This is a genomic window from Lacinutrix sp. MEBiC02595 (assembly GCF_053601555.1).
Window position 1 is genome coordinate 402878 of the sequence record NZ_JBSHNU010000243.1, and the last position, 24965, is coordinate 427842.

The 24965-nt window shown below is 30.2% G+C and carries 24 protein-coding genes; 22 read left to right on the plus strand and 2 right to left on the minus strand.

Annotated features, from left to right (window positions below; genetic code table 11):
• The 22 genes from rfbC to ACVCZW_RS15510 all read left to right on the plus strand — a co-directional run bounded on the left by rfbC (position 1) and on the right by ACVCZW_RS15510 (position 22707).
• Positions 1-546, plus strand: a complete 546-nt coding sequence (rfbC, locus tag ACVCZW_RS15405) for a dTDP-4-dehydrorhamnose 3,5-epimerase (RefSeq protein WP_452230578.1) — start codon at positions 1-3, stop codon at positions 544-546.
• Positions 543-1400: a dTDP-4-dehydrorhamnose reductase gene (gene rfbD / locus ACVCZW_RS15410; RefSeq protein ID WP_452232823.1), complete on the plus strand. Its 858-nt coding sequence runs from the start codon at positions 543-545 to the stop codon at positions 1398-1400. Before rfbC ends, rfbD begins: the two co-directional genes overlap by 4 nt.
• Positions 1393-2187, plus strand: coding sequence for a 3'(2'),5'-bisphosphate nucleotidase CysQ (gene cysQ / locus ACVCZW_RS15415; RefSeq protein ID WP_452230580.1), 795 nt, complete (start codon positions 1393-1395; stop codon positions 2185-2187). Before rfbD ends, cysQ begins: the two co-directional genes overlap by 8 nt.
• Positions 2188-2613 carry a DUF2061 domain-containing protein gene (locus ACVCZW_RS15420; protein ID WP_452230581.1) on the plus strand — a complete coding sequence of 142 codons (426 nt, stop codon included), beginning with the start codon at positions 2188-2190 and terminating at the stop codon, positions 2611-2613.
• Between the two features lie 94 nt (positions 2614-2707).
• Entirely contained in the window at positions 2708-3310 is a 603-nt protein-coding gene (cysC, locus tag ACVCZW_RS15425) for an adenylyl-sulfate kinase (protein WP_452230582.1), read from the plus strand.
• A 69-nt stretch (positions 3311-3379) separates the two neighbouring features.
• Complete coding sequence (locus tag ACVCZW_RS15430; protein WP_452230583.1) at positions 3380-4357, plus strand: lysylphosphatidylglycerol synthase transmembrane domain-containing protein; 978 nt, start codon at positions 3380-3382, stop codon at positions 4355-4357.
• Between the two features lie 275 nt (positions 4358-4632).
• Positions 4633-5538 carry a sulfate adenylyltransferase subunit CysD gene (cysD, locus tag ACVCZW_RS15435; protein WP_452230584.1) on the plus strand — a complete coding sequence of 302 codons (906 nt, stop codon included), beginning with the start codon at positions 4633-4635 and terminating at the stop codon, positions 5536-5538.
• Positions 5539-5798: 260 nt separating this feature from the next.
• Positions 5799-7037, plus strand: coding sequence for an MBOAT family O-acyltransferase (locus ACVCZW_RS15440; RefSeq protein WP_452230585.1), 1239 nt, complete (start codon positions 5799-5801; stop codon positions 7035-7037).
• 9 nt (positions 7038-7046) lie between these two features.
• Positions 7047-8483 carry a hypothetical protein gene (locus tag ACVCZW_RS15445; RefSeq protein WP_452232824.1) on the plus strand — a complete coding sequence of 479 codons (1437 nt, stop codon included), beginning with the start codon at positions 7047-7049 and terminating at the stop codon, positions 8481-8483.
• 131 nt (positions 8484-8614) lie between these two features.
• Positions 8615-9868, plus strand: a complete 1254-nt coding sequence (locus ACVCZW_RS15450) for a sulfate adenylyltransferase subunit 1 (RefSeq protein WP_452232825.1) — start codon at positions 8615-8617, stop codon at positions 9866-9868.
• Positions 9869-9886: 18 nt separating this feature from the next.
• Positions 9887-10438 carry a hypothetical protein gene (locus ACVCZW_RS15455; protein WP_452232826.1) on the plus strand — a complete coding sequence of 184 codons (552 nt, stop codon included), beginning with the start codon at positions 9887-9889 and terminating at the stop codon, positions 10436-10438.
• A gap of 52 nt (positions 10439-10490) precedes the next feature.
• On the plus strand, positions 10491-11789 hold the full coding sequence (locus ACVCZW_RS15460; protein WP_452232827.1) for a flippase: 1299 nt from the start codon (positions 10491-10493) through the stop codon (positions 11787-11789).
• Between the two features lie 2 nt (positions 11790-11791).
• A complete protein-coding gene (locus tag ACVCZW_RS15465) occupies positions 11792-12352 on the plus strand; it encodes an acyltransferase (RefSeq protein ID WP_452230590.1) in 561 nt (186 codons plus the stop codon).
• On the plus strand, positions 12352-13233 hold the full coding sequence (locus ACVCZW_RS15470; RefSeq protein ID WP_452232828.1) for a sulfotransferase family protein: 882 nt from the start codon (positions 12352-12354) through the stop codon (positions 13231-13233). Before ACVCZW_RS15465 ends, ACVCZW_RS15470 begins: the two co-directional genes overlap by 1 nt.
• The gene (locus tag ACVCZW_RS15475) at positions 13215-14204 is read left to right on the plus strand and encodes a glycosyltransferase (protein WP_452232829.1); all 990 of its coding nucleotides are present in this window, start codon (positions 13215-13217) and stop codon (positions 14202-14204) included. Before ACVCZW_RS15470 ends, ACVCZW_RS15475 begins: the two co-directional genes overlap by 19 nt.
• A gap of 157 nt (positions 14205-14361) precedes the next feature.
• Positions 14362-15390 carry a hypothetical protein gene (locus ACVCZW_RS15480; RefSeq protein WP_452232830.1) on the plus strand — a complete coding sequence of 343 codons (1029 nt, stop codon included), beginning with the start codon at positions 14362-14364 and terminating at the stop codon, positions 15388-15390.
• A complete protein-coding gene (locus ACVCZW_RS15485) occupies positions 15387-16556 on the plus strand; it encodes a glycosyltransferase (protein WP_452232831.1) in 1170 nt (389 codons plus the stop codon). Before ACVCZW_RS15480 ends, ACVCZW_RS15485 begins: the two co-directional genes overlap by 4 nt.
• 239 nt (positions 16557-16795) lie before the next feature.
• Positions 16796-17836 carry a hypothetical protein gene (locus tag ACVCZW_RS15490; RefSeq protein ID WP_452232832.1) on the plus strand — a complete coding sequence of 347 codons (1041 nt, stop codon included), beginning with the start codon at positions 16796-16798 and terminating at the stop codon, positions 17834-17836.
• Entirely contained in the window at positions 17811-18911 is a 1101-nt protein-coding gene (locus ACVCZW_RS15495) for a DUF1972 domain-containing protein (RefSeq protein ID WP_452232833.1), read from the plus strand. The genes ACVCZW_RS15490 and ACVCZW_RS15495 overlap by 26 nt, the downstream gene beginning before the upstream one ends.
• A 39-nt stretch (positions 18912-18950) precedes the next feature.
• Positions 18951-20348 carry a UDP-glucose 6-dehydrogenase gene (locus tag ACVCZW_RS15500; protein ID WP_452232834.1) on the plus strand — a complete coding sequence of 466 codons (1398 nt, stop codon included), beginning with the start codon at positions 18951-18953 and terminating at the stop codon, positions 20346-20348.
• Positions 20349-20360: 12 nt separating this feature from the next.
• Positions 20361-21347 carry a UDP-glucuronic acid decarboxylase family protein gene (locus ACVCZW_RS15505; RefSeq protein ID WP_452230598.1) on the plus strand — a complete coding sequence of 329 codons (987 nt, stop codon included), beginning with the start codon at positions 20361-20363 and terminating at the stop codon, positions 21345-21347.
• A gap of 1 nt (position 21348) precedes the next feature.
• Positions 21349-22707, plus strand: coding sequence for an undecaprenyl-phosphate glucose phosphotransferase (locus ACVCZW_RS15510; protein ID WP_452230599.1), 1359 nt, complete (start codon positions 21349-21351; stop codon positions 22705-22707).
• Here the strand turns inward: ACVCZW_RS15510 and ACVCZW_RS15515 are convergent.
• Positions 22704-23870 (minus strand): glycosyltransferase family 4 protein, encoded by a 1167-nt coding sequence (locus ACVCZW_RS15515; protein ID WP_452230600.1) that lies wholly within the window; start codon positions 23868-23870, stop codon positions 22704-22706. The two genes, ACVCZW_RS15510 and ACVCZW_RS15515, sit on opposite strands and share 4 nt — an antisense overlap.
• Positions 23870-24964 (minus strand): non-hydrolyzing UDP-N-acetylglucosamine 2-epimerase, encoded by a 1095-nt coding sequence (gene wecB, locus ACVCZW_RS15520; protein WP_452230601.1) that lies wholly within the window; start codon positions 24962-24964, stop codon positions 23870-23872. Before wecB ends, ACVCZW_RS15515 begins: the two co-directional genes overlap by 1 nt.
• Between the last annotated feature and the right edge of the window lies 1 nt (position 24965).

Sequence of the window (24965 nt, forward strand, 5' to 3'; positions counted from 1 at the left end):
ATGAAGGCAATAGAAACCAAGCTAGAAGGGTGCTTTATTTTAGAACCAACAATTTTTGAAGATAAAAGAGGCTATTTTTTCGAGAGCTTTAACCAAGAAAAATTTAATACTCTAATTAATAAGAAAGTGGACTTTGTTCAAGATAACGAGTCTTTTTCTTCTAAAGGAGTTTTAAGAGGATTACATTATCAAGTTGGCGAACATGCACAAGCAAAACTTGTTCGTGTTGTTAAAGGAAAAGTCTTAGATGTAGCAGTAGATGTTAGGGTAAACTCAAAAACTTTCGGGCAACATGTAGCTGTGGAATTATCTGAGGATAATAAGAAACAACTTTTTGTGCCTAGAGGATTTGCACATGGATTTATTGTGTTGAGTGATACCGCGATCTTTTCGTATAAATGTGATAATCTTTATAATAAAGAAGCAGAAGGAGGTGTCATTTTTAATGACCCAAAATTAAAGATAGATTGGCAATTGCCTGAAAATGAATTGCTTGTTTCAGAAAAAGATGTAATTTTGCCAACTTTAGAGAACGCTAGACTATGATAAATATCTTGGTGACAGGAGGAAATGGACAATTAGCAAACTGTATTAAAGATGTAGAATCTAAACATTCTAATTTAAACTTTATATACACAAATTCTTCAGAATTAAATATTACCGATTTTGAAGCTGTGCAACAGTTTTTTAATACTCAAAATATTGATTATTGTATTAATTGTGCGGCTTACACAGCTGTAGATAAGGCAGAAAGTGAACAACAAAAAGCAGAGGAAGTTAATGTTGTTGGTGCAAAAAAATTAGCTATCGCTTGCGCGGAAAAAAACGCAACCTTGATTCAAGTGTCTACCGATTTTGTGTTTAATGGCGAAAAATCTGTAGCATATACAGAAACAGATACCACAAATCCAACAGGGGTTTATGGAGCAACAAAACTAGATGGCGAATTAGAAGTCGCTAAAAATCTAGAACAACATTTTGTTATAAGAACTTCTTGGTTATATTCTGAAAATGGTAATAATTTCATGAAAACCATGATTAGATTATCCGAAAACAGAGAGGTATTAAATGTCGTCGCAGACCAAATAGGGACACCAACTTATGCTACAGACTTAGCAGAAACGATTATTGAAATAATAACTTCACAAAACCAACAATATGGTGTTTATCATTACAGTAATGAAGGAGTAGCTAGTTGGTATGATTTCGCAAAAGCGATTTTTGAAGAAAGTAATATTCAAATAAAAGTCTTACCAATTCCATCGGAAGCATATCCTACACCAGCCAAAAGACCACATTTTAGCGTGTTAGATAAAACCAAAATAAAAACGAATCTTCAAATAGAAATACCACATTGGAGAGACAGTTTAAGAAAAGCAATTGCCAATAACCATGAATAAAAATTTAGAAATAGCTATTCAAGCAAGTTTAGAAGCAGGAAAAGTCATCATGGAAGTATATGATACTGCCTTTGATGTAGAAATTAAAGATGACAAATCTCCTTTAACCGAGGCAGATAAAAAAGCCAATGATGTGATTAACGCATATTTGGTAAATACAGAATTTCCAATTATTAGTGAAGAAAATAAGCAAACCGATTACGCAGTAAGAAAAACATGGAAGACTTGCTGGGTTGTAGATCCGGTAGATGGAACCAAAGAGTTTATAAAACGTAACGGAGAGTTTACAGTAAATATAGCACTAGTGACTAATGGTAAACCAGAATTAGGAGTTATTTATGTGCCAGCGACAAAAACTATTTATGTTGCAGATGTTACTAATAAGGAAGCTTTTAAAGCAGAATTAAACAGTCATGACACTTCTTTGCAAGATGTTGTTAAAGCTGCTGTAAAACTACAACCAAAAGAGGCAGGATCAAATCCAGTGCAGGTTGTAGGTAGTCGATCGCACATGAGTCAAGAAACTTTAGATTTTATTGAGACCATTAAAACAGAAGGCAAAGAGGTTGCTGTTGTTTCTAAAGGAAGCTCACTAAAGTTTTGTTTAGTTGCAGAAGGTAACGCAGATGTGTATCCAAGATTTGCACCTACGATGGAGTGGGATACTGCTGCAGGACAAGCTATTTGTAACGCAGTAGGTTTACAGGTTATTTCTAAAGACACCAATAAACCGCTTCTATACAATAAAGAAAATTTATTAAATAGTTATTTCTTAGTAACTAAATAAATGGCAGACGTATCTTATAAAAGGCATATTGCTAAAACTATTACGTGGAGGTTTGTAGGTACTATAGATACTATTATTTTATCTTGGATCATCTCAGGAGATCCATTTATAGGGCTTCAAATAGGTTTTGCTGAGGTACTCACAAAAATGACTTTATACTACCTGCATGAACGTGTTTGGTTTAAAATAAACCTATCTAAGGAAGGGGAGATTTTAGAAAGTAGAAAAAGACATATAGCAAAAACCGTTACTTGGCGATTTATAGGTACTATGGATACGATGTTATTAGCTTGGCTAATTTCAGGAGACCCATTAACAGGTCTTAAAATAGGATTTGCAGAAGTAGTAACAAAAATGATATTATATTATTTACACGAACGTGTTTGGTATAAAGTGAATTTTGGACTTGTAGATCGAAAGAACTAATAAATAAGCACTGTAACGAATTGCGCTAGAAGGAAATTAACCTAGTTCATTATTTACACATTGCATCTGCAAATAAAATAATAAAACGATACAGATGAAAGAAAATATTATAGCACATAACTATCAGGTTTCTAAAGAGGATAGACAAGAAAAAAATAAACATAAGTCTTTTTTATTATGGTTTACAGGACTTTCAGGTTCTGGTAAATCTACCATTGCAAATGTCGTTGAGCAAGAACTATATAAATTAGGAATAAGCACCTATACACTAGATGGTGATAATATTAGAAAAGGTATAAATAGTGATTTAACTTTTGCTCCTCAAGACCGAACAGAAAACATAAGACGAATTGCTGAAATAGGAAATTTAATGGTAGAAGCTGGCTTGGTTACATTAGCAGCATTTGTTTCACCATATAGAAAAGATAGAGAGAATATTAAAGACATCATTAAGGATGTTAATTTTATCGAAATATATATAAATACTAGTGTCGAAGAGTGCGAGCGTAGAGATGTTAAAGGGCTTTATAAAAAAGCAAGAGCTGGTGAAATAAAAAACATGACAGGTATTTCTGCTCCTTATGAAGCTCCAGAAAACCCAGATATAGAAATTAAAACGGAAGAGAAAACCGTAGAAGAAGCAGTGCAGCTTATTATGGAATTTATTAAACCTAAATTAGCATTGGGAGTGCTTTAACTTCGTTTTTTAAATGAATTATAGCATTGGGATATCCATATAATTAAGCAGCGTTTTTTTTAATATAACATGAGTAACAAAAAGAATTTTTTTTTAAAAAATATAAAGCTAATACTTCCCATCGTATTGGCTGTTTTTTTTGGGTGGCTAACTTTTTCTAAGCTTCCAATTTCTGAAATCATTCCCTATTTTAAATCCGCTAATTATTGGTGGATTGCTTTAGGTTTGTTTTTTGGAGTTCTTAGCCATTTATCAAGAGCGTATAGATGGAATTACTTACTACAACCAATGGGGTACTCTATAAAAACCCCAAACAGTATCATGTCTATATTTATAGCATACTTAGCCAATTATGGCGTGCCAAGATCTGGGGAAGTTTTACGTGCCGCAGTTGCTACTAATTATGAAGGTATTCCTTTTGAAAAAAGCTTTGGTACTATTGTAACAGAGCGCATTTTTGATTTAATTATGATGCTTACAATTTGTGTTATAACATTGTTTTTTCAGTTCGATTTTATTTATGGTATTCTAGTAGCAAAGTTTAATCTAGTTAATCTTATTTTTATGCTACTGGGTTTATGCCTATTGTTTGGTGTTATCCTTTTCTATATTAGAAAGTCTAAAGGGAAGTTTGCTAATAAAATTAAAGGATTTACATTAGGTCTTTTAGAAGGGATTACTAGTATTTATAAAATGAAGCATAAAGGTGCTTTTATTTGCCATACTATTTTTATTTGGTTAATGTATATCTTAATGTTTTATGTAACATCCTTTTCTGTACAAGAATTGGAAGGAGCGCCTTTTTCATCTATGATTGTTGCATTTATTGCAGCAAGTTTTACTGTTGCAGCAACAAATGGAGGTGTATTTTTTTACCCAGCAGCCGTATTATCGGCACTCACGTTATTTGGATTGGCAGAGGAACCTAGTTTTGCTTTTGGCTGGATTGTTTGGACCTCTCAAACGGTAATGATTATTGTAGTAGGTGTTCTGTCGTTTGTTTTTTTACCAATTTATAATAAAAACAGTATGCCATTAAATAAATAGAATAACATCAATATTTAATGTCTTGATTATGAAATGGGTTAATATATCTACTATCATAAAAAAAATGGTTAAAGAGTTTAAAATACCGTCAAAGATGTTAACTTTGGCGATATTCATAGAAACAATATTATGAATAAATAGGAAAGTACAACGGTAATTCCGTTTTATTTAGTATATAGATAAAGTCTTGATAATTAAGAAAGAACGGAAAAAGGATGTTCTGTGAAAAATTAATATATTAGGAAAAATATAAAGACAATATTAAAATTCGAGCAATGAGTAAATATTACTTAAATTATTTAGATGAATTAGAAAGTGAAGCAATCTTTATTTTACGTGAAGTTTGGGCACAATTTGAAAACCCAGTAATTCTGTTTTCTGGAGGAAAAGATTCTATTTTAGTAACACATTTAGCTAAGAAAGCTTTTTACCCTGCTAAAATACCATTTCCATTAATGCATGTAGATACGGGACATAACTTTCCTGAAACTATAGAGTTTAGAGATGCTGTTATAGAAGAATTAGGCGTAAAACTTATTGTTGGTTCTGTACAAGAATCTATAGATGATGGTCGAGTAGCAGAAGAAAAAGGTAAGAATGCTACGCGTAATGCACTTCAAATTACAACGCTTCTGGATGCTATTGAATCTAATAAAATAGATTGCGCAATTGGTGGAGGAAGACGTGACGAAGAAAAAGCAAGAGCAAAAGAACGTTTCTTTTCACATAGAGATGATTTTGGACAATGGGATCCTAAAAACCAAAGACCAGAATTATGGAATATATTTAACGGTAAACATTTTGAAGGAGAACACTTTAGAGCGTTTCCTATAAGTAACTGGACAGAAATGGATGTTTGGAACTACATAAAAAGAGAAAACATTGCCATTCCATCTTTATATTTTGCACATGAACGTGAAGTAGTTTGGAGACAAGATACATGGATTCCAAACTCAGAGTTTTTAATTTTAGAAGCGCATGAAGAGGTCGTAACTAAAAAAATTCGTTTTAGAACTTTAGGAGATATTACCATTACTGGTGGCGATGAATCGGAAGCAGATACTTTAGAGAAAATTGCGACAGAAGTTGCGGGTATGCGTAACACAGAAAGAGGAAATAGAAGTGATGATAAGCGTTCCGAATCTGCAATGGAAGACAGAAAACGTCAAGGATACTTTTAATAAACAACCCGATTTACTAATTACTTATGCTGTTTAATTCCTTAGACTTTGCTATATTTTTTCCAATAGTTTTTGTTCTTTATTGGCTCGTTGCTAAAAATAGAAATTATAGAAATATACTTTTACTTGTTTCTAGTTACGTGTTTTACGGCTGGTGGGATTGGAGGTTTTTATTACTAATAGCTTTTAGTTCTTTGGTTGATTTTTTAATTGGCCAAAAAATTTATAATACGGATAACAAGAAAAAACAAAAGCAATATTTGTTAGTTAGTCTTGTCATTAATTTAGGTTTCTTAGTCTATTTTAAATATACGAACTTTTTTATAGACACTTTTGTAGATTCTTTTAGGTTATTTGGTACTGAGTTAGAAGTTTCTACACTAAATATCATCTTACCAGTTGGGATTAGTTTTTACACCTTTCAAACGCTTAGTTACACTATCGATATTTACAGAAAACAGCTAGAACCTACTAAAGATTGGCTTGCTTTTTTCTCGTTTGTGTCTTTCTTTCCGCAACTAGTTGCAGGACCTATTGAGAGAGCATCCCATTTATTACCTCAGTTTTATAAAACCTACAAGTTTAATTATAATCAGGTTAAATCCGGATTATTATTAATGGCTTTTGGGTTGTTTAAAAAGATGGTTATAGCAGATCGTGCTGCACTTTATGTTAATGAAGTTTATAATAATACTTCAGATCATGATGGTGTTGCATTCTTTTATGGAACCATTTTATTTGCCTTTCAAATTTATTGTGATTTTTCTGGTTATTCAGACATTGCCATAGGAATTGCAAGAACTATGGGGTTTGACTTAATGAGAAACTTTGATAGTCCTTATTTTTCTAAATCCATAACTGAATTTTGGAGACGTTGGCATATATCCTTATCCACATGGTTTAGAGATTATGTATACATTCCATTAGGAGGAAGCAGAAAAGGAAAGTACAGAACCTATTTTAATTTGTTCTTGGTCTTTCTCGTTAGTGGCTTATGGCATGGAGCAGCTATGACATTTGTAATTTGGGGAACAATACACGGCTTAATCATTGTTTTTGAAAAAGCTACTTATAATTTGAAAAAACCACTATTTGAAAAAATAGGATTAGGTAAAAGTAACTATGCAAACAACTTTTTTTTTAGCACGATAACCTTTTTTATAGTTTGTTTTGCTTGGGTATTTTTTAGAGCAAACTCCTTACAGGATTCTTTTGATATTATTAGTGGAATCTTTTTTAATTTTGATTTTGGAGAAATTTTTAAAAAGGAAACTTATTTAATTGGTTTTAAGGTAAATGAATTTAGGGTAATTGTATTCTTTATACTTACACTACTGCTTTTCGAAGTGCTTCACAGAAAGTATAATTTAATAAAGTTTTTGAATCATCAAGGTGTTGTGTTTAGATGGAGTATCTACTTAATGATTGTCTTTACAATTACTATATTTGGTATCTATGGAGATAGAGCAATTCAGGAATTTATTTATTTTCAATTTTAGAGATATAAAATGAAAACATTAATTTTAAAAATATTTTTATTCAGTATATTAATTAGCGTTATAGTTTATAACGTTGATGGCTATTTTGTTAAAGATGATCCTGCTTTTGAAAAATATAAGTTTTATAATGAAAAAGAAAAGAATACAGTAGATGTGCTTTTTTTAGGAAATTCACATTTAGCAAACGGAGTTAACACCAAAATTATAAACGCAAAATGTAAATTAAGTTCCTATAATTTAGGTTTACGTGCAACAAATATTTTTCATACTTATTATAATTTAGTAGAAGCATTAAAAAATCAAAAACCTAAACTAGTAGTAATTGAAAATTTTACTTTTTTAGAAAATGCAGCTGAATCTGAATTTTTAAATGAAGAAGGTAAAATGTTTGTTAAAAACTATGGAGCTATTCATGCAAAAAAACCAGGTTTAAACAAGTTTGAAGAAATTAATTTAGCATATAAAGAAAACAAACTTTATAACTTTTTTAATCTTTTTAGAGGCCATGAAAATTGGAGTGATTTAGAAAATCAATCTAAAGTTTTATACAAGTATACTTCTAGTAATTTTAAAGATAAAGACTATAAAGATCATTATCAATCTTTAAAAATATTGAGAAAAGAAAGAGCGTCAAAAATTGACAATTTAAAAATTAAGGACACAATTAATATTTCAAAAGATCAAGAAGTATTTATTGAAAGAATTATAAAACTTTCTCAAGAACATGATTTTGAACTTTTATTTGTAACTATTCCTTTTTATAATAATTATTACGCTAAAATAGAAGACCAATTAAAGCAAGTAAACAAAAAGCTGAACGCTATTATTAAAGAACATAATAATGTTAAGTTTTTAGATCTAAATACGATGTCTGATTTTTCTAGAACTTATTTTCTGGATGAAAAACCATCAAGAAATCAACACCTAAACTATAAAGGAGGTATTAAGGCTACAAATATATTAGCCAATTATATTAATAAAGAATACAATTTTAATCTAAATAAAGTAAATAGATTAAAACCCGAGTCTTTTGTTTATAATAAAAAGGCAATAGATACCTTAATTGAAAAAGGACGTATTTTATCAAACCTAGAGAGAATTAATGGGCTTAAAGATAAAAAGTTCTCCTTAAGGCAAGGAAAGTCTTCTATTGTTTTTGAAGGTTGGATGGTTATAGAAAATCAAGAGTCCAAATTCAATGAATTATTTATTGCATTAGAAAAGAATGAAGATTTCATCCTGGTTAGGCAGATGAATAATAGAAAAATAAGAAAGGATGTTTCTAAATTTTTTAAAAAGGAAGCAATTTATGATCATTCGGGATTTAAATTAGAAATCGAAAGCGAATTATTAGAGAAAGGAAACTATTCTATATCGCTTATTATAAGAGATGAAAACGGGAAGGTTTTGGTAAAGCCAGTTAAGAATAAAATTAAAATTTTATAAGTTCATTTATTTACCATAAATGAAATATAATTTTATTAAATTATATTAATATAGAGATAAGTTACTTTTTATTTAGTAATAGATAAAAGGTAAAGTATTAGTAAAAAACGAATAGAAATAATATAAGAACCATGTTAGACAATAATCAATTATTACGTTTTACAACAGCAGGAAGTGTAGATGATGGAAAAAGCACCTTAATTGGACGTTTATTATACGATTCAAAATCTATTTTCGAAGACCAATTAGAAGCCATTACAAACACAAGTAAGAAGAAAGGCCACGAAGGTGTCGATCTAGCTTTGTTTACAGATGGTTTACGTGATGAACGTGAACAAGGTATTACTATAGATGTTGCTTATAGATATTTTACAACACCTAAACGTAAGTTTATTATAGCAGATACTCCAGGGCATATTCAATACACTCGTAATATGGTTACAGGAGCATCTACCGCAAACGTTGCAACTATTTTAATAGATGCAAGACACGGTGTAATAGAACAAACTAAAAGACACGCATTTATTGCTTCTTTATTACAAATACCTCACATTATTGTTTGTGTTAACAAAATGGATTTGGTTGACTTTTCTGAAGAGGTATACAATAATATCGTTAAAGAATTTGAAGACATTTCTTCAAAAATGTTAGTAACAGATGTTCGTTTTATTCCAATGAGTGCTTTATTAGGAGATAATGTAGTTCACAAATCAGAGAATATGCCTTGGTTTCAAGGAGCTCCAATGTTACATACTTTAGAGACCATGCACATTAGTAGCGATATTAATAAGGTAGACGCGCGTTTTCCAGTACAAACAGTACTAAGACCACAAAGTGAAGGCTTTATTGATTACAGAGGGTATGCAGGACGTGTAGCAAGTGGTGTTTTTAGAAAAGGAGATGACATAACAGTTATGCCATCAGGATTTACTTCTAAAATTAAAACCATTGATACTTTAGATAAAGAGTTGGATGAAGCTTACGCACCAATGTCTATTTCTATAACACTAGAAGATGATATTGATATCAGCCGTGGTGATATGATTGTACGTTCTAACAATAAACCAGAAGCGGTACAAGATATTGAAGTGATGTTATGTTGGTTAAATAACTCTGCTGCAAAACCAAGAACAAAATACACTATAAAACATACTTCAAACGATCAAAAAGCAATGATCAAAGAGGTGATTTACAAATACAATATCAATACTCTAGATCGTATTAATGACGATAAAGAAATGAATATGAATGATATTTGTAAAGTTAAAATACGTACTACTAAACCATTAATGGTGGATACGTATAGAGAAAATAGAACTACTGGAAGTATTATTTTAGTAGATGATGCAACAAACGAAACTGTTGCAGCAGGAATGATTGTTTAATAATAAAATAATAAAATAATGAAAAAAATACTATTAGGGGCATTTTTAGCCTGTATGTTAGGGGCTAATTTTAGTTGTAAAAAAGCTTCAGAAAAAAAAGAGGATACTAAAGAAATTATAGTAGAAGAAACAGTTGAGAAGTCTGTTTTTAAGGTGGTTCTAGATGTTATTATTAATAATGACGAAAAATTTCAAATGTATTATTTAGAATATGGCGATACTAAATGGAATCAAAAAAAGAGAATTCCGAAATTAGTAAAAGGAAACACACAACCGCAATTAGTTGAGTTTAATATTCCAGAAAAAATATTCCCTTCTAAATTATTATTTGATTTTGGAGAAAATAAAACAGAAGAAAACATTACTATAAATTCGGTTTCATTGTCTTATGAAGATTTTAAGTTAAATCTTACACCACAAGAGTTTTATGCGTTCTTTACTCCAAACAAGTATATCAAATATAATAAAGAAACAGGGGTTATGAATTGTATATCAGTAGATGGTAAATATGATCCACATTTTAAATCTCGTCCAGTATTTGATAAAAAATTAGAATTAGAAGAAAGATAGAACTTACTTATAAGTATCTTACATCAATCGTAGTATCTAAATAAAGAGTGAAATGAATTTTAAAACAGTATTAAAAAAAAAATTTGAAGGCGAGTTTGCTAAAAAAACGCTGTTTTCATTTTTGCTTAAATTTTTTGGTCTTGGTTTAAGTTATTTTTTTACTCTTTTAATATCAAGGTTTTATGGTGCAGAGGTTGTTGGTCGCTTTTCTTTAACTTTTACAATATTAAATTTGTTTGCACTTTTTTTTGCTTTAGGTATTCCAGATACCATGGTGAAAATTATTGCGGACAGCAACTACAAACAGCAGTTTGATTTAAAAAAAACAGCCCTAAGAGCTATACTTATCTCAAGTGTTATTGGAGCAATTGTACTTTTTTTATCAGCAAAACCACTCGCATTATTTTATACCGACAGTGTTTTGTATGATTATTTATTGATTGCAGCAGCAGCATTGGTTCCATTGGTTCTTTTGCGTTATAATTTTGAAATATTAAGAGGGAGAAATGAAATTGTAAAATTTGGTTTTTTGTCTCATATAATTCCTTATTTGATTTCAGTCTTAGCAATTTTATTTGTGTTTTTTGTTTTTGAAGAAAAAAATGGATTACAAACTATAAAAGTTTATTTTTTGGGTACAGTAATTGCTTTTATATTAAGTATTTTTTTGACAAAGCATAAGGAAGAAATTAAACGAAAAGCATTTCCTTTAAAAAAAATGATGAATTATTCGCTACCAATGCTAGCCACAAGTTCTTTTATTTTTTTAATGGGATGGACAGACACTTTAATGCTTGGGTATTATAATGATAAAGCTGATGTTGGTATTTATAGTGTAGTTATTAAAATAGCACGAATAGCTATAATTGTGCTAACTTCTGTTAATCTTGTTTTAGCTCCAAAAATTTCGGAATTATATAGCAAATCCGAGCATGATAAAATGAAAGAGCTTATAAGAAAGGCTACAAAAATTATTTTTATAACTACCGCACCTATGGTAGGACTGATTTTAATAGCAAATAAATTTGTTTTGGGTCTTTTTGGTGATGAGTTTATTATAGGTAGTACTGCATTAATAGTAATTATGTTGGCTCAACTTTTCAATGCCATGACAGGTAGCGTTGGACAGGTTATGAATATGACAGGCAATCACAAAAAACTTAGAGACTTTACTATAATTAGCGTTATTTTAAATATTGTTTTAAATTTAATATTAATTCCTTTATATGGTATTTTAGGAGCAGCAATTGCTACAGCAACTAGTAGTGTTGTTATTAATATAATTTCGGTTATTTTTGTAAAAAGAAGATTGGGGATTATTACTTATATATCTCCGTTTAATTCCAAATAGGCATGAACGTATTACTTTATAAAATCTATTTTAAAATTAAAGATAAGATAACTACATCCTGGTTTTTATTAAAATATAATGGGATGGTCAAAAAACAAGGAAAAATTAGCATTGGCTCAAATGTTAAAATAACTCCTTTTTTGTGGCGAGATTCTAAATTACTTATTAGCCTTAATAATAACTCGATTAAATCGAATGTTCTTATTCAAGGTTCTGGAAAATTAACATTGGGTGAAAACTCCTTTATTGGACAGTTTTCGGTTATTGGAGTAAATGATTCTATAACAATAGGTAAAAATGTTATGATTGCACAAAGTGTTTCAATAAGAGATACAGATCATGCTTTTTCTAATATAGATAAACCAATGCTATTTCAGGGTATAACCACAGCCCCTGTAGTTATTGAAGACAATGTATGGTTAGGACACGGCGTAGTAGTCACAAAAGGCGTTACAATAGGTTCTGGCGCTATAGTAGGTGCTAATTCAGTAGTTACAAAAGATGTGCCTAAAATGGCAATTGTTGGAGGTGTACCAGCACGATTAATTAAAATGAGAACATAATGACACATAAATTTGATTTTTTCTGTATAGGAGCTCAAAAATCAGGGACAACATCTCTACATGATATCTTATTGCAGAATCCAAATATCGGTCTGCCAATAAATAAAGAAACCCACTTTTTCTCTCATGATGACTTGTACACAGGAAATCTAGACGAGTATTTTAAAATGTTTAATGACGATTTAAATGAAAAAGAGGTTGTTGGCGAAATTGATCCAGAATACCTGTGTTCAGAAAAAGCACCAGAAAGAATTCTTAAACATTTTGGAACCGATTTAAAATTCATTGTTATTTTAAGAAATCCGTATGACAGAGCTTTTTCTCAGTATTTGATGAGTAAACGAAGAGGTTTTGAAGATTTAGAGTTTGAAGAAGCTATAGAAAAAGAAGCATCACGTACCAAAGATGATTTTGGTGAGTTATATTTTAGCTATAAAACAAGAAGCTTGTACAGCAAGCAAATTAATAAGTATTTTAAGTTTTTCAATCCATCTAATTTTTTGTTTATTCGTTTTGAAGACGATTTTATTGCTAATAAACAAGCCACTATAAATAAGGTAAATGATTTTCTGGGTTTAGAGCCTTTTAGCTACGATTTAAGCATTCAGAGCAATGTGGCTTCAACTCCTAAAAGTAAATGGATTAGAGACTTTGTAAACAAACCTAATATTATTAGAAAAATAGGAAAGAAAATTATTGCTTCTCCGCAAATTAGAAAAAATATTATTAGTAAAATAGATCATCTTAACAGAAAGAAAATAACGTATAATACCAATGTAGATCTTAAAGAAAAGCTTACTAAGTCTGTGTTTTTAGACGATATAAAAGCTTTAGAAAGTTTAATAAATCAAGATTTATCTTCATGGTACAAGAAAGAATAGGAATAGTAACCGTTACTTATGGAAATAGAGCCGCTTATTTTTCAAAACTAATTGATTCTGTTGTAAAAAATCCCAATGTTGCAAAAATTGTGGTAGTTTCTAATGGCGTTGATGAAGAAAGCAGCGTTCGTTTAAACCAATTGCAAGAGGTTAATAAAGCAAAACTTATAGTTCATGATATGGGCTATAATTCTGGTTCTGCATTAGGTTTTAAAGAAGGAATAAAAAGAGTCTTAGAAGAAGATGTTGATTTTGTTTGGCTTTTAGATGATGATAACCTACCTAAGAATAATGCTTTAGAAGTGTTATTAAAGTCTTGGGATAGTTTTAAAGACAATACTACTAAACCTCTTTCATTATTATCCTACAGACCACAAAGAAAGATATACAAGGATGCTATTTCACAGCATAATCCATATTTAATGTTAGGTACGGAAAATTCTTTTTTAGGATTTAATATTTTAGATAAACTAAAGAAGCCTAAAGCTAATAAACCAGAAGAAGTAGATTCTGGTGTGGTAGCTGTTGCACCTTATGGCGGTATGTTTTTTCATAAAGATACTATTAGTCAAATAGGACTTCCTAATGAACACTTTTTTCTATATGCAGATGACCATGAGTTCTCTTATAGAATAACAAAAAAAGAAGGTAAAATAATTTTAGTTTTAGATAGCGAATTAGAAGATTTAGAAACCTCTTTTCATTTAAAAAAACCAAAAAAAATTCTGCATACAAGATATTTTTCAACCGATTCAAAAAACGCAATTTATTACTCTGTGCGTAACAATGTGTTTTTTGAGAAAAACTTTGTGAATAGTAAGTTGGTGTATTCTATAAATACCTTAAGTTATCTTTTTATCTTATTTTTGGCAATGATTTTTAATCCAACTGACTTCTGGAAGTTTCCTATAATTTTAAGAGCTGTGCTCTCTTCTAGAAAACATTTTAAAACAAATGATAAAATTAAATAAGTTATACTTAGGTGTTTTTTTATTAATTGTAGCTTTTTGTTTTCTAATAGGAGGTTTTACTCAATTTTTTATAGGTATTCCTAATACTGTTTTTTCTTACGGTGTAATGGGGTTGCTTTTTTTATTTTATTTCGTTTATGTAATAGTAAAAAAAAGAGTGATTTTTGACAAAATAGTCTTGCTTTTCTTCGTTTTATTTCTGCTCATTATTCTCAGCTCTGTAGTAAACCAAACCAATATATTAAAAACAATTATTTACTTTATTTTTATTCTTATTCCTTTAGGTAGTTATTTGTTCTTTAAAATAAATCAAAAAGAAAGATATATTTCCTCTAGAACAATTAGTAAAATCTATTTATTTATAGCTTGTTTGCAATTACCGGTTATTTTAATCCAGAATTTTGGATATGATTTTCTTATACGGTTTAATAATAGTAGCCAAGCTATTGCTTCTTTCGACTTTATGTTTGGTACCTTTTTTTTAAAAGCCGATCATGCTTTAGGGTTCTTTTTGTTGTTAAATATTTTTAACATTTTTGAAAACAACATAAACAATAGCATTACCAAAAGGCCCAAACTAATTGTTTTCTATCTGTCTTTAACCATATTTATTGCAGAATCAAATATTACCAAACTATTACTAATTTTATTTTTTGGTTATTTAATTTATAAAACATTTCCGAAAAAAATAAAAGTATTTGGTATTTTAGTTGTTCTATTGTTAATGCCTTTAGTATTTTCACAGGCTAAAAAAATAAAAGCTTTTGAAAGGGAAATTTACTTTTTTCATCAAGAATATAATTCTAAAAAATCATTTTCAAACTATAACAGGGGTATTGCTAAGCGGCCCCAAGTGGTTATAACCTATGCAACAGTGTTACCGCTAAGAATAGTAGGGGAAGGACCGTATTCTTATTTTAATGTATTAAAAGGGGAGTTTGCAGCAACAAAACACTTTTCCCAATTAATATGGGCGTATGCAGATTTAGGAATTATAGGTCTAATTCTATTGATATTACTTTTATATTTGCTTGTAAATAGTTTTAATCTCGATTCAAGTGTTAAATTTATTCTTTTTGGTGTTGTAATTATCTATGCTTTTATGACAACCATTTTTTCAGATTTAGCAATAATGATAACCCTAACCAGTTTATTACAAAACAATAATAAGATTAGAAAAGAATGAATATACTTATAGCGCCTTTTCACGATTGGAGAAAAATTATCCTAGAAGGTTTTAGAACTAGAGATGCACACTTTATAGAACATTTAAATAAAAATAGTTCGGACGTAAAAGTTATTATCAATAGGCCAACAACCCTAGTAGAGATATTACTTAAAAGAAAACCTAATTTAATAAAAGGGAAAGTTATTTATTCAAAATCTAACTTTAAACTTTATGAAGTAAGCAAAAATTTTTATGTCATAGATTTTGTTTCAAAGGATATTTTTGGTCAAGTATTAAACGGCTATAAGTGGTTTATTTCACAATATGAAAACCCAAAATATATTAACTTTATTAACGAGTCTTTAAGTAAACTTGGTATTCATGAAGATTACTTTTTACTCAATCAAAATATCTTTGCAAGTAAATTATCGAAATCCTTAAATCCTAAAAAATCCGTTTTTGATGCTTGGGATAATTTTGCGAAATTTAATGTATATTCTAAAATTAAAGAAGAAATTTTTTCTGCTTACAAAGAATATGCTAAGATTTGTGATTTTTGGATTACAAACTCCAATGATAATATTAGAGATTTTTCAAAAGCATATCATCCTAAAGAACTAGTGCTAATTAAAAACGGTGTTGACGTTTCTAGATTTGCTAAGGATATACAAGCAGAAATCCCTGAGGATATGAAAAATATCCCAAGGCCAATTGTTGGTTTTGGTGGAAAAATAACGCACCTTTTGGATGTTGATTTGTTAAATGAAACCATGAAGTTAACTAAAAACGCTTCTTTTGTTTTTGTTGGTCAGATTTTAGATAAACAAGTATTTAATAGTATTTTAAAATTAGATAATTTTTATTATTTAGGAGACAAGCACTACGAAATCTATCCAAACTATGTGAAAAATTTTGATATTTGTACCGTGCCTTATGTGGTAGATGAAGACAAGAAATCAGGAGCTAACTCTATTAAAGTTTATGAGTACTTAGCTACCACAAAAAAAGTTATTGGTACAGACTCTAATGGCTTAGAAGAATTAAAAGAGCATGTGTATATAATTAATAATGCCGAAGAGTTTTCTGCAGAAATTACAAACAAACAAAATTCAAAAAAAGCAATAGATTTAAATACACACGCTTGGAATACAAAAGTAGAAGATTTAATTAAACTGCTTCATTAGTGAGGTTTGTAAAAAACATTATAGAAAAGTACGATGTAGCAACAATTTTGTTATGTCTAATTGCTGCAACAATACCATTTCGAATTAATGTTGGTAATGCCGCCATTATTCTTGCTTCCGCATATACTTTATTTTTTTTTCAAAAAGATAATTTCAAAAAACTAAAATCTTTTAGTGCTGTTTTTCCCATAGCATTCTTTTTCATTGTAATCATAAGTAGCTTTTTAAGTAATAAATACATGCTAGGTTTAAAACGTCTAAACTTAGAGGTTTTATTGATTTTACTCGTTTTTATTTTAGTGAATAACAAAATAAACAAAACCAAAATAATAAAAATATTAATTTGGTTTACGTATGCAACCGTTCTAAGTGTAAGTATTTTATTAATTAATAATCTAATAAAAATTGCACAAAATAAAGGGCTTGAAGAATTAATATTTCACAACTTCACACTACTATATGATTATCACCCCATTTATTATTCTTTAAATATTTCTTTAGCCCTATTCTTTATTATTAACACGAAAACCAAGTGGTTTTATAAAAAGAGTCAAATAATTAAAATAGGCTTTATAATAGTGCTTCTTTTAGGGTTAATATTTTGCGTTTCAAAAGCAATATTATTTATAAATGGAATAATTTACGTACTTTACTTTTCGTTTAAAATAAAGCACTTAAAAAAAAGAATTGCGTATTTTACAATATTAGCCATGCTATGGATAGGTGTATTTAATATTAAATTTATTAAAGAACGCTTTATAGATGGATTACGTTTTAGTCCGGAGATCTCAAGTTTTCAACCCACTAATGATTTTAGTCAGAAAAAAATATTTACCTACGAAGAAAAAACAGAGATAAGTGATCTCGAGTTAAGATATGTTTTAAGTAGTATTGGGGTTTATCATTTAGTAAAAGATAATAAATTACTGTTAGGTTACAAGCAGGGCGATACTAAAGACTATTTAAACTATTATTTTTTTTCCTATAACTTAGGGCCTAATTGGTATGAAGATTTTAATTTGCATAACCAATATACACACATACTTGTAACATATGGTATTCTGGTATTGTTGTTTTTTTTAAGTTATTTGTTTTTTAGTTTTTACGCTGCCATTAAACATAAGGATACATTACATGTTTTTTTTCTTATCCTTGTCTGCTTCGGCTTTCTTTTTGAAGTTAACCTAGTAAGAAGCAAAGGCATCGTATTTTTTTATTTTTTTAACACACTTTTTTTACAAAACTATTTAAATTTTGAAAGTAGCAATAATAGGAACTAGAGGAGTTCCAAATCATCACGGAGGCTTCGAGCAATTTGCAGAGTTTTTTTCAGTTTTTTTAGCTAAAAATAACCATGACGTATATGTGTATAACTCTCACACACACCCTTATCAAGAAAGTACCTTCAAGGGAGTGAATATAATTCATTGTAAAGATCCAGAAAACGTTATAGGTACACCCGGACAATTTTTGTATGATTTAAACTGTATTAGGGATGCAAGAAAAAGAAACTTCGACATAGTACTACAGCTCGGTTATACAAGTAATTCTATTTGGTATAAATTTTTGCCTAAAAAAGCAATTATAATAACCAATATGGATGGCTTAGAATGGAAAAGAAGTAAATATTCCAAACCAGTACAAACCTTTCTAAAGTACGCCGAAAAATTAGCTGTAAACAGTAGTGATTATCTAATTTCGGATTCTATAGGAATACAGGAGTATATAAAGAATACATATCATAAAGAATCTACATACATTGCTTACGGAGCTAATAACTTTACAAAGGAAGATAGTGCCGTTTTAGCAGCATACAAGGTAACTCCGTATAAATATAATATGCTAATTGCTAGATTTGAGCCCGAAAATAATCTAGAAACCATTTTAGACGGTGCTAGTCTTGCAGATAATGAGGATACGTTTTTAGTGGTTGGAAAACATGATGCAAATGAATTTGGGGAGTATTTAAAGAAAAAATATATAAACCATAAAAACATACGTTTCATTGGTGGTGTGTATAATTTAGAACATTTGAATAACTTAAGACATTTTTCTAACTTATATTTTCATGGGCACTCTGTAGGAGGAACAAACCCTTCTTTATTAGAAGCAATGGCATCAACCACATTAATTATTGCTAATGATAATATTTTTAATAGAGCAATTTTAAACGATGATGCATTCTACTTTACCACTAAAGAAGAAGTAGCGAAATGTATTGAGACTATAAAGAAAGAGGATTACCAATTTAAAATAATTAATAATTTTAAAAAAATAGAGGAAACTTTTAATTGGAATAAAATTAATAATGAATATTTAAAGCTTTTAACAAAAGCTTTAAAAGAAAAAAAATAGAAAAAAAACACTATTTTTATCACAATAAAAGAAGTAAAAATGAAAATAAAAAACATTTGTTGTATTGGAGCTGGATATGTTGGAGGACCAACTATGGCCGTAATAGCAAAGCAATGCCCTCAAATAAAAGTAACCGTTGTAGATATTAACGAAGCTAGAATTGCAGCTTGGAATGATGAGAACTTAGATAATCTTCCTGTTTTTGAACCTGGTTTAGATGCTATTGTTAAAGAAGCAAGAGGAAGAAATTTATTCTTTTCCACCGAAGTAGATAAGGCTATCGATGAAGCAGAAATGATATTCATATCTGTAAATACCCCAACCAAAACTTACGGAAAAGGTAAAGGGATGGCTGCAGATTTAAAATATATTGAGTTATGTGCTCGCCAAATAGCTAGAGTTTCTAAACAAGATAAGATTATTGTTGAAAAATCTACACTTCCTGTCCGTACAGCTTCTGCTATAAAAGATATTTTAGACAATACAGGTAATGATGTTGCTTTTCAAATATTATCAAATCCAGAATTTTTAGCCGAAGGTACAGCGGTTGAAGATCTTTTAAGCCCAGATAGAGTGCTTATTGGTGGTGATACAACTCCAGAAGGAACGAAAGCTATCGAAGCTTTGGCAGCAGTATATGCGCATTGGGTACCACAAGAAAGAATTTTAAGAACTAATGTGTGGTCTTCCGAGTTATCTAAACTTACAGCAAATGCCTTTTTAGCGCAACGTGTTTCATCGATAAATGCGATGTCAGAAATTTGTGAGAAGACAGGAGCAGATGTAAATGAAGTTTCTAAAGCCATAGGTATGGACAGCCGAATAGGTTCTAAATTCTTAAAATCATCCGTTGGCTTTGGTGGATCATGTTTCCAAAAAGATATACTTAACTTAGTCTATATAGCTAAAAGCTATGGCTTAAATGAAGTTGCCGATTATTGGGAGCAGGTTATATTGATGAACGAACATCAAAAACAACGTTTTTCAGATAATATTGTAAGTACACTTTACAATACCGTATCTGGTAAAAAAATCGCGTTTTTAGGATGGGCATTTAAAAAAGATACTAACGATACTAGAGAATCGGCAGCAATTAAAGTAGCAGATAACCTATTGAATGAGCAGGCAGAAATAAGTGTTTATGACCCTAAAGTTGTAGAAGAACGTATTTATGCAGATTTAGAGTATTTAAACACAAGATCAAACGAAGAGAATAGAAACCTTCTCCAAGTAGAGAAAAGCCCGTACGATGCATGTAAGGATGCACATGCTATTGCTGTTTTAACCGAATGGGATGAGTTTAAAACTTACGATTGGAAGAAAATTTTTGATAACATGCAAAAACCTGCTTTTGTTTTCGATGGAAGAGGTGTTTTAAATAAAGAAGTTTTAGAAGATATCGGGTTCGTCTATTACAAAATAGGAACAGGTAAATAATTATATTAAAAAATGAAAAAAGTACTTATAACAGGAGCAGCAGGTTTTTTAGGTTCCCATTTATGTGATAGATTTATCTGTGAAGGTTTTCATGTTATTGGTATGGATAACTTCATTACTGGAGACAAAAAGAACATTGCCCATTTAACAGATAATGCTAACTTTGAGTTTATAGAACACGATGTAACAGAGTTTATTAAAATAGACGGCGAACTAGACTATATTCTGCATTTTGCTTCACCAGCAAGTCCAATAGATTATTTGAAAATACCAATCCAAACTTTAAAAGTAGGATCCTTAGGTACTCATAATTTATTAGGTTTAGCAAAGGCTAAAAATGCGAGGTTACTAATTGCATCCACATCCGAAGTATATGGAGATCCTTTAGTGCACCCACAAACAGAAAGTTATTATGGAAATGTAAATACCATTGGACCTAGAGGTGTTTATGATGAAGCAAAACGTTTTCAAGAATCTATAACCATGGCTTATCATAGATTTCATGGTGTAGAAACACGTATTGTTCGTATATTTAACACATATGGGCCAAGAATGAGGCTAAATGACGGTAGAGTTATTCCTGCATTTATGGGGCAAGCCTTAAGAGGGGAAGATCTAACCGTCTTTGGAGACGGTATGCAAACACGATCTTTTTGCTATGTAGATGATCAAGTAGAAGGTATCTTTAGATTAATGTTTAGCGATTATGCAAACCCTGTAAACATTGGTAATCCAAATGAAATTACCATTAAAGATTTTGCAGAAGAAATAATAAAACTAACAAATACCTCTCAAAAAATAATTTATAAAGAGTTACCAGTAGACGACCCATTGCAAAGACAGCCAGATATAACACTAGCAAAAAAGTTGTTAGGTTGGGAGCCAAAAGTGGAACGTGAAGAAGGGATGCTTAAAACATTTAGTTATTTTAAGTCTTTATCTGATGAAGACTTATATAAAAGCGAACATAAAGATTTTTCTAAACACATAAAAAAGTAAATTGAGCACATTTAAACAAGGAAGATATTCTGTCTATTTAAGACCTATATCATATATAATAGATTTAATCATAATAAACAGTTTAGCATTACTTTATTTTTTTAAAAGTGTGGAGCCTGTTTCTTTTGTATTTGTAATCTCTTTAGCTTGGATACTTATATCTACACTATCTAAATTTTATGGTGTTTTTAGGTACACAAGAGAGGTCGTTATTATGACACTTGTTTTTAGACAAATGGCGCTTTTTACACTCATCGTATTTGCCTTTTCTGGTTTTTACTACGAGTTAGACATTCTTCCATTAACCATTTTTAAATACATTCTTTGTGTATTTGTTCTTGTAACGCTATTTAAATTTACTCTGTATTATTTATTACAAAGATATAGAGTGTCTTTTGGTGGTAATTATAGAGTTACCGCTATTTTAGGTAAAAATAAGCAGACGCACGCTTTAGAAAATTTTTTTAACGATAAACCAGAATATGGCTATTCGCATACAAAAACCTTTAGTTTTAAAAATATTTCGGAAGAAGGATTACAAGAGTGTTTCGCTTTTTTAAAGGAAGAAAATGTGGATGAAATCTATTGTTCCTTATCACAACTAACAAATAGTCAGTTGGTAAAAGTTATCGATTTTGCAGATAATAACCTTAAAATATTAAAGTTTTTACCAGACAATAAAGATATATATTCTAAAAAATTAAAGTACGAATACTATAACTACACACCCATTTTATCTTTTCGTAATATTCCTTTAGAAGATTCTGTAAACCAGTTCCTTAAAAGAATATTCGATATTGTATTCTCATCTGCCGTGATCATTTTATTACTTTCGTGGTTAACACCAATTATTGCAATACTTATTGTTTTAGAATCTAGAGGACCAATTTTCTTTAAACAACCTAGAAACGGCTTTAATTATAAAGAATTTGATTGTTATAAATTTAGATCGATGACTCCAAATAAAACGGCCAATGTGCATCAAGCAACAAGAGGAGATCAACGTGTAACTAAAATTGGTAAGTTTATTCGTAAAACGAGTATAGACGAATTACCACAGTTTTTTAATGTATTGTTTGGTGATATGTCTGTGGTAGGTCCTAGACCACACATGGTAAGTCATACCAATATGTATGCAAAGCGAATCGATAAGTTTATGGTAAGACACTTTGTGAAACCAGGAATTACAGGATTGGCACAAGTAAGTGGTTTTAGAGGAGAAATTGAAACAGACAAAGACATTATTAATCGTGTAAAACTAGACATCTTTTATATTGAAAACTGGTCTCTATTGCTAGATATTAAAATAGTTGCCCAAACCTTTATGAATGTTGTTAATGGTGAAGACAAAGCTTATTAAAGCATCGTAGAGAGCGTTATTAATTGATCTTCTAAATTAAAGTTAGTGGTTGCTGTTTCTTTTATTTTTTGTTTATAAACCAATGTGATTTCTGAAACATCTATACCAGCAATTATCGTATTTAAATCTTGATAATCTCCTGCCTTAGCAATCCAACCCAGTTTGTTGTTGTTTATAATATCTTCTCCTTCTCCTCCTCCAAAATATAGAATAGGTAAACCAAGTTTTGCGTATTCAAATATTTTGGAAGGCACAGAACCATAAATCCTATTTAATAAAGGGATAATAGCTACATCATACTGTAAAAGTACCTTGTGTAATGCGTCTCTAGATACTCTACCATGAAAATATATTGGCAAATCAGGATGTTTTTCTATAAAGGCTTCAATACGCTTCTGTTCTGCGCCAGAGCCATAAATATGAAGTTCTATCTTGTTATTAAAGTCTAATGCAGTACAGAGCTTGTAAACGCCTTGTGCAATACCTAAAAGACCAGCGTAAACTAGTTTTATTTTTTCTTCGGAAGTATTTCTGACTTCCATTTCAGGAGCTTCAAAATCTGGGTAGTTTCTATATAAAAAGGTTTCTTTTTCCGGAAATAAAGAACATATATGTGTTATTATTTCTTTGCTTTGACCTAAAATGAAATGTGCTTTATTATAATTAAACCGTTCAATTTTCTCCAGCATTCTATAGCTAAAATTCCTTTTAAAAGCACCAAGTTCTAATCCTGCAATTGGCCATAAATCACTAACATTTAAAATAAGCTTTCGGTTTTTAGAACGTAAAAAAAGCATCGCAGTAAAAGCAACTAGTAAAGGTGGGGATTGTACAATTATGGTTTTAGGTAATTTGTTGGAAGCGAAAAACCAAACCAAACTAAAACTGTAAGATAGCATTGCAATTAAACGTAAAAACTTGTTTTTAGAAACCGTAGCGTAAATCCATAACCGATGAACGATAATATTTTTTTCAACATTGGTTTGCTTGAATTTTCCTTTATAATCCTCAAATATTTTACCTGTTGGATAATTTGGTAAAGGAGTTATTACTTGTACTTTAAAATTGCGTTGTTGTAATCCTTCCGCAAGATGAAAAATACGGTTGGAAGCAGCGCCAATTTCTGGAGGATAGTAGCTAGTTATAATAAGAACATCTTTCATTACAACGAATATGTTTTAACCAAACAATCTATAATTCGTTTTGCGGCGTTACCATCCCAAAGCTCTGGTGTTTGCCCTTGTTTCCAATTGCCAGAAAGTAAATCTTTAAAAGCAGATTTAATTTTTTCCGAATCATTTCCAACCAAAACATTGGTTCCAATAACACAAGTTTCTGGTCTTTCTGTAGAGTCACGAAGTGTAATACACGGCACATTCATTACTGTCGTTTCTTCTGTAATTCCGCCAGAATCCGTAAGCATGGCAAAAGCGTTTTTCACCAAATAATTAAAATGTAAATAACCTAAAGGTTCTACATAATGGAGGTTTTTAAAGTTTAAATCTAAACCTTCTAAAAGCTTTTTTGTTCTTGGATGTACAGGGAAAATGATAGGATAGTCTTTACCAAGATCTACAATTTGTTGTATCAGATTTTTTAGTTGATTTTCTTCATCTACATTACTTGGTCTATGCAAAGTCATAACCATGTATTTTTTTTTCTGAAGGTGTAAAGTATCCCAAAGTTGTGGTTTTTCAAGTCTTGGAATGTTTTTTAGTAACGTATCAATCATAACATTCCCAACAAAGAAAATTTTGCTTTCAGGAACTCCAAGATTCGCTAGGTTTTTATTAGCATAGCTTGTAGTGGTAAAAAAGTAATCGGTTAAACTGTCGGTTACAATTCGATTAATTTCTTCTGGCATATTCATGTCTCCAGAGCGTATTCCTGCTTCTATATGTGCAACATCTATTCCCGCTTTTTTAGTAACAATAGTGCATGCCATCGTTGAGGTTACATCACCAACAACTAGTACTAAATCACAAGGATTTTGCTGTAGTTCTTTTTCAAAACCGATCATAATGGCAGCCGTTTGTTCTGCTTGTGTTCCACTTTTTACCTCTAAATTAATATCAGGAAAAGGAATGTTTAGTTCCCTGAAAAAGGTGTCGCTTAAATTTTTATCATAATGTTGCCCAGTATGAACTAGCCTGTAATTCATATTATAACCTTGTGCTTTTTTTTCTTGAATAGCTTCTATAATTGGAGCTATTTTCATGAAATTAGGCCGTGCTCCTGCAATAATAGTTATGTTCATA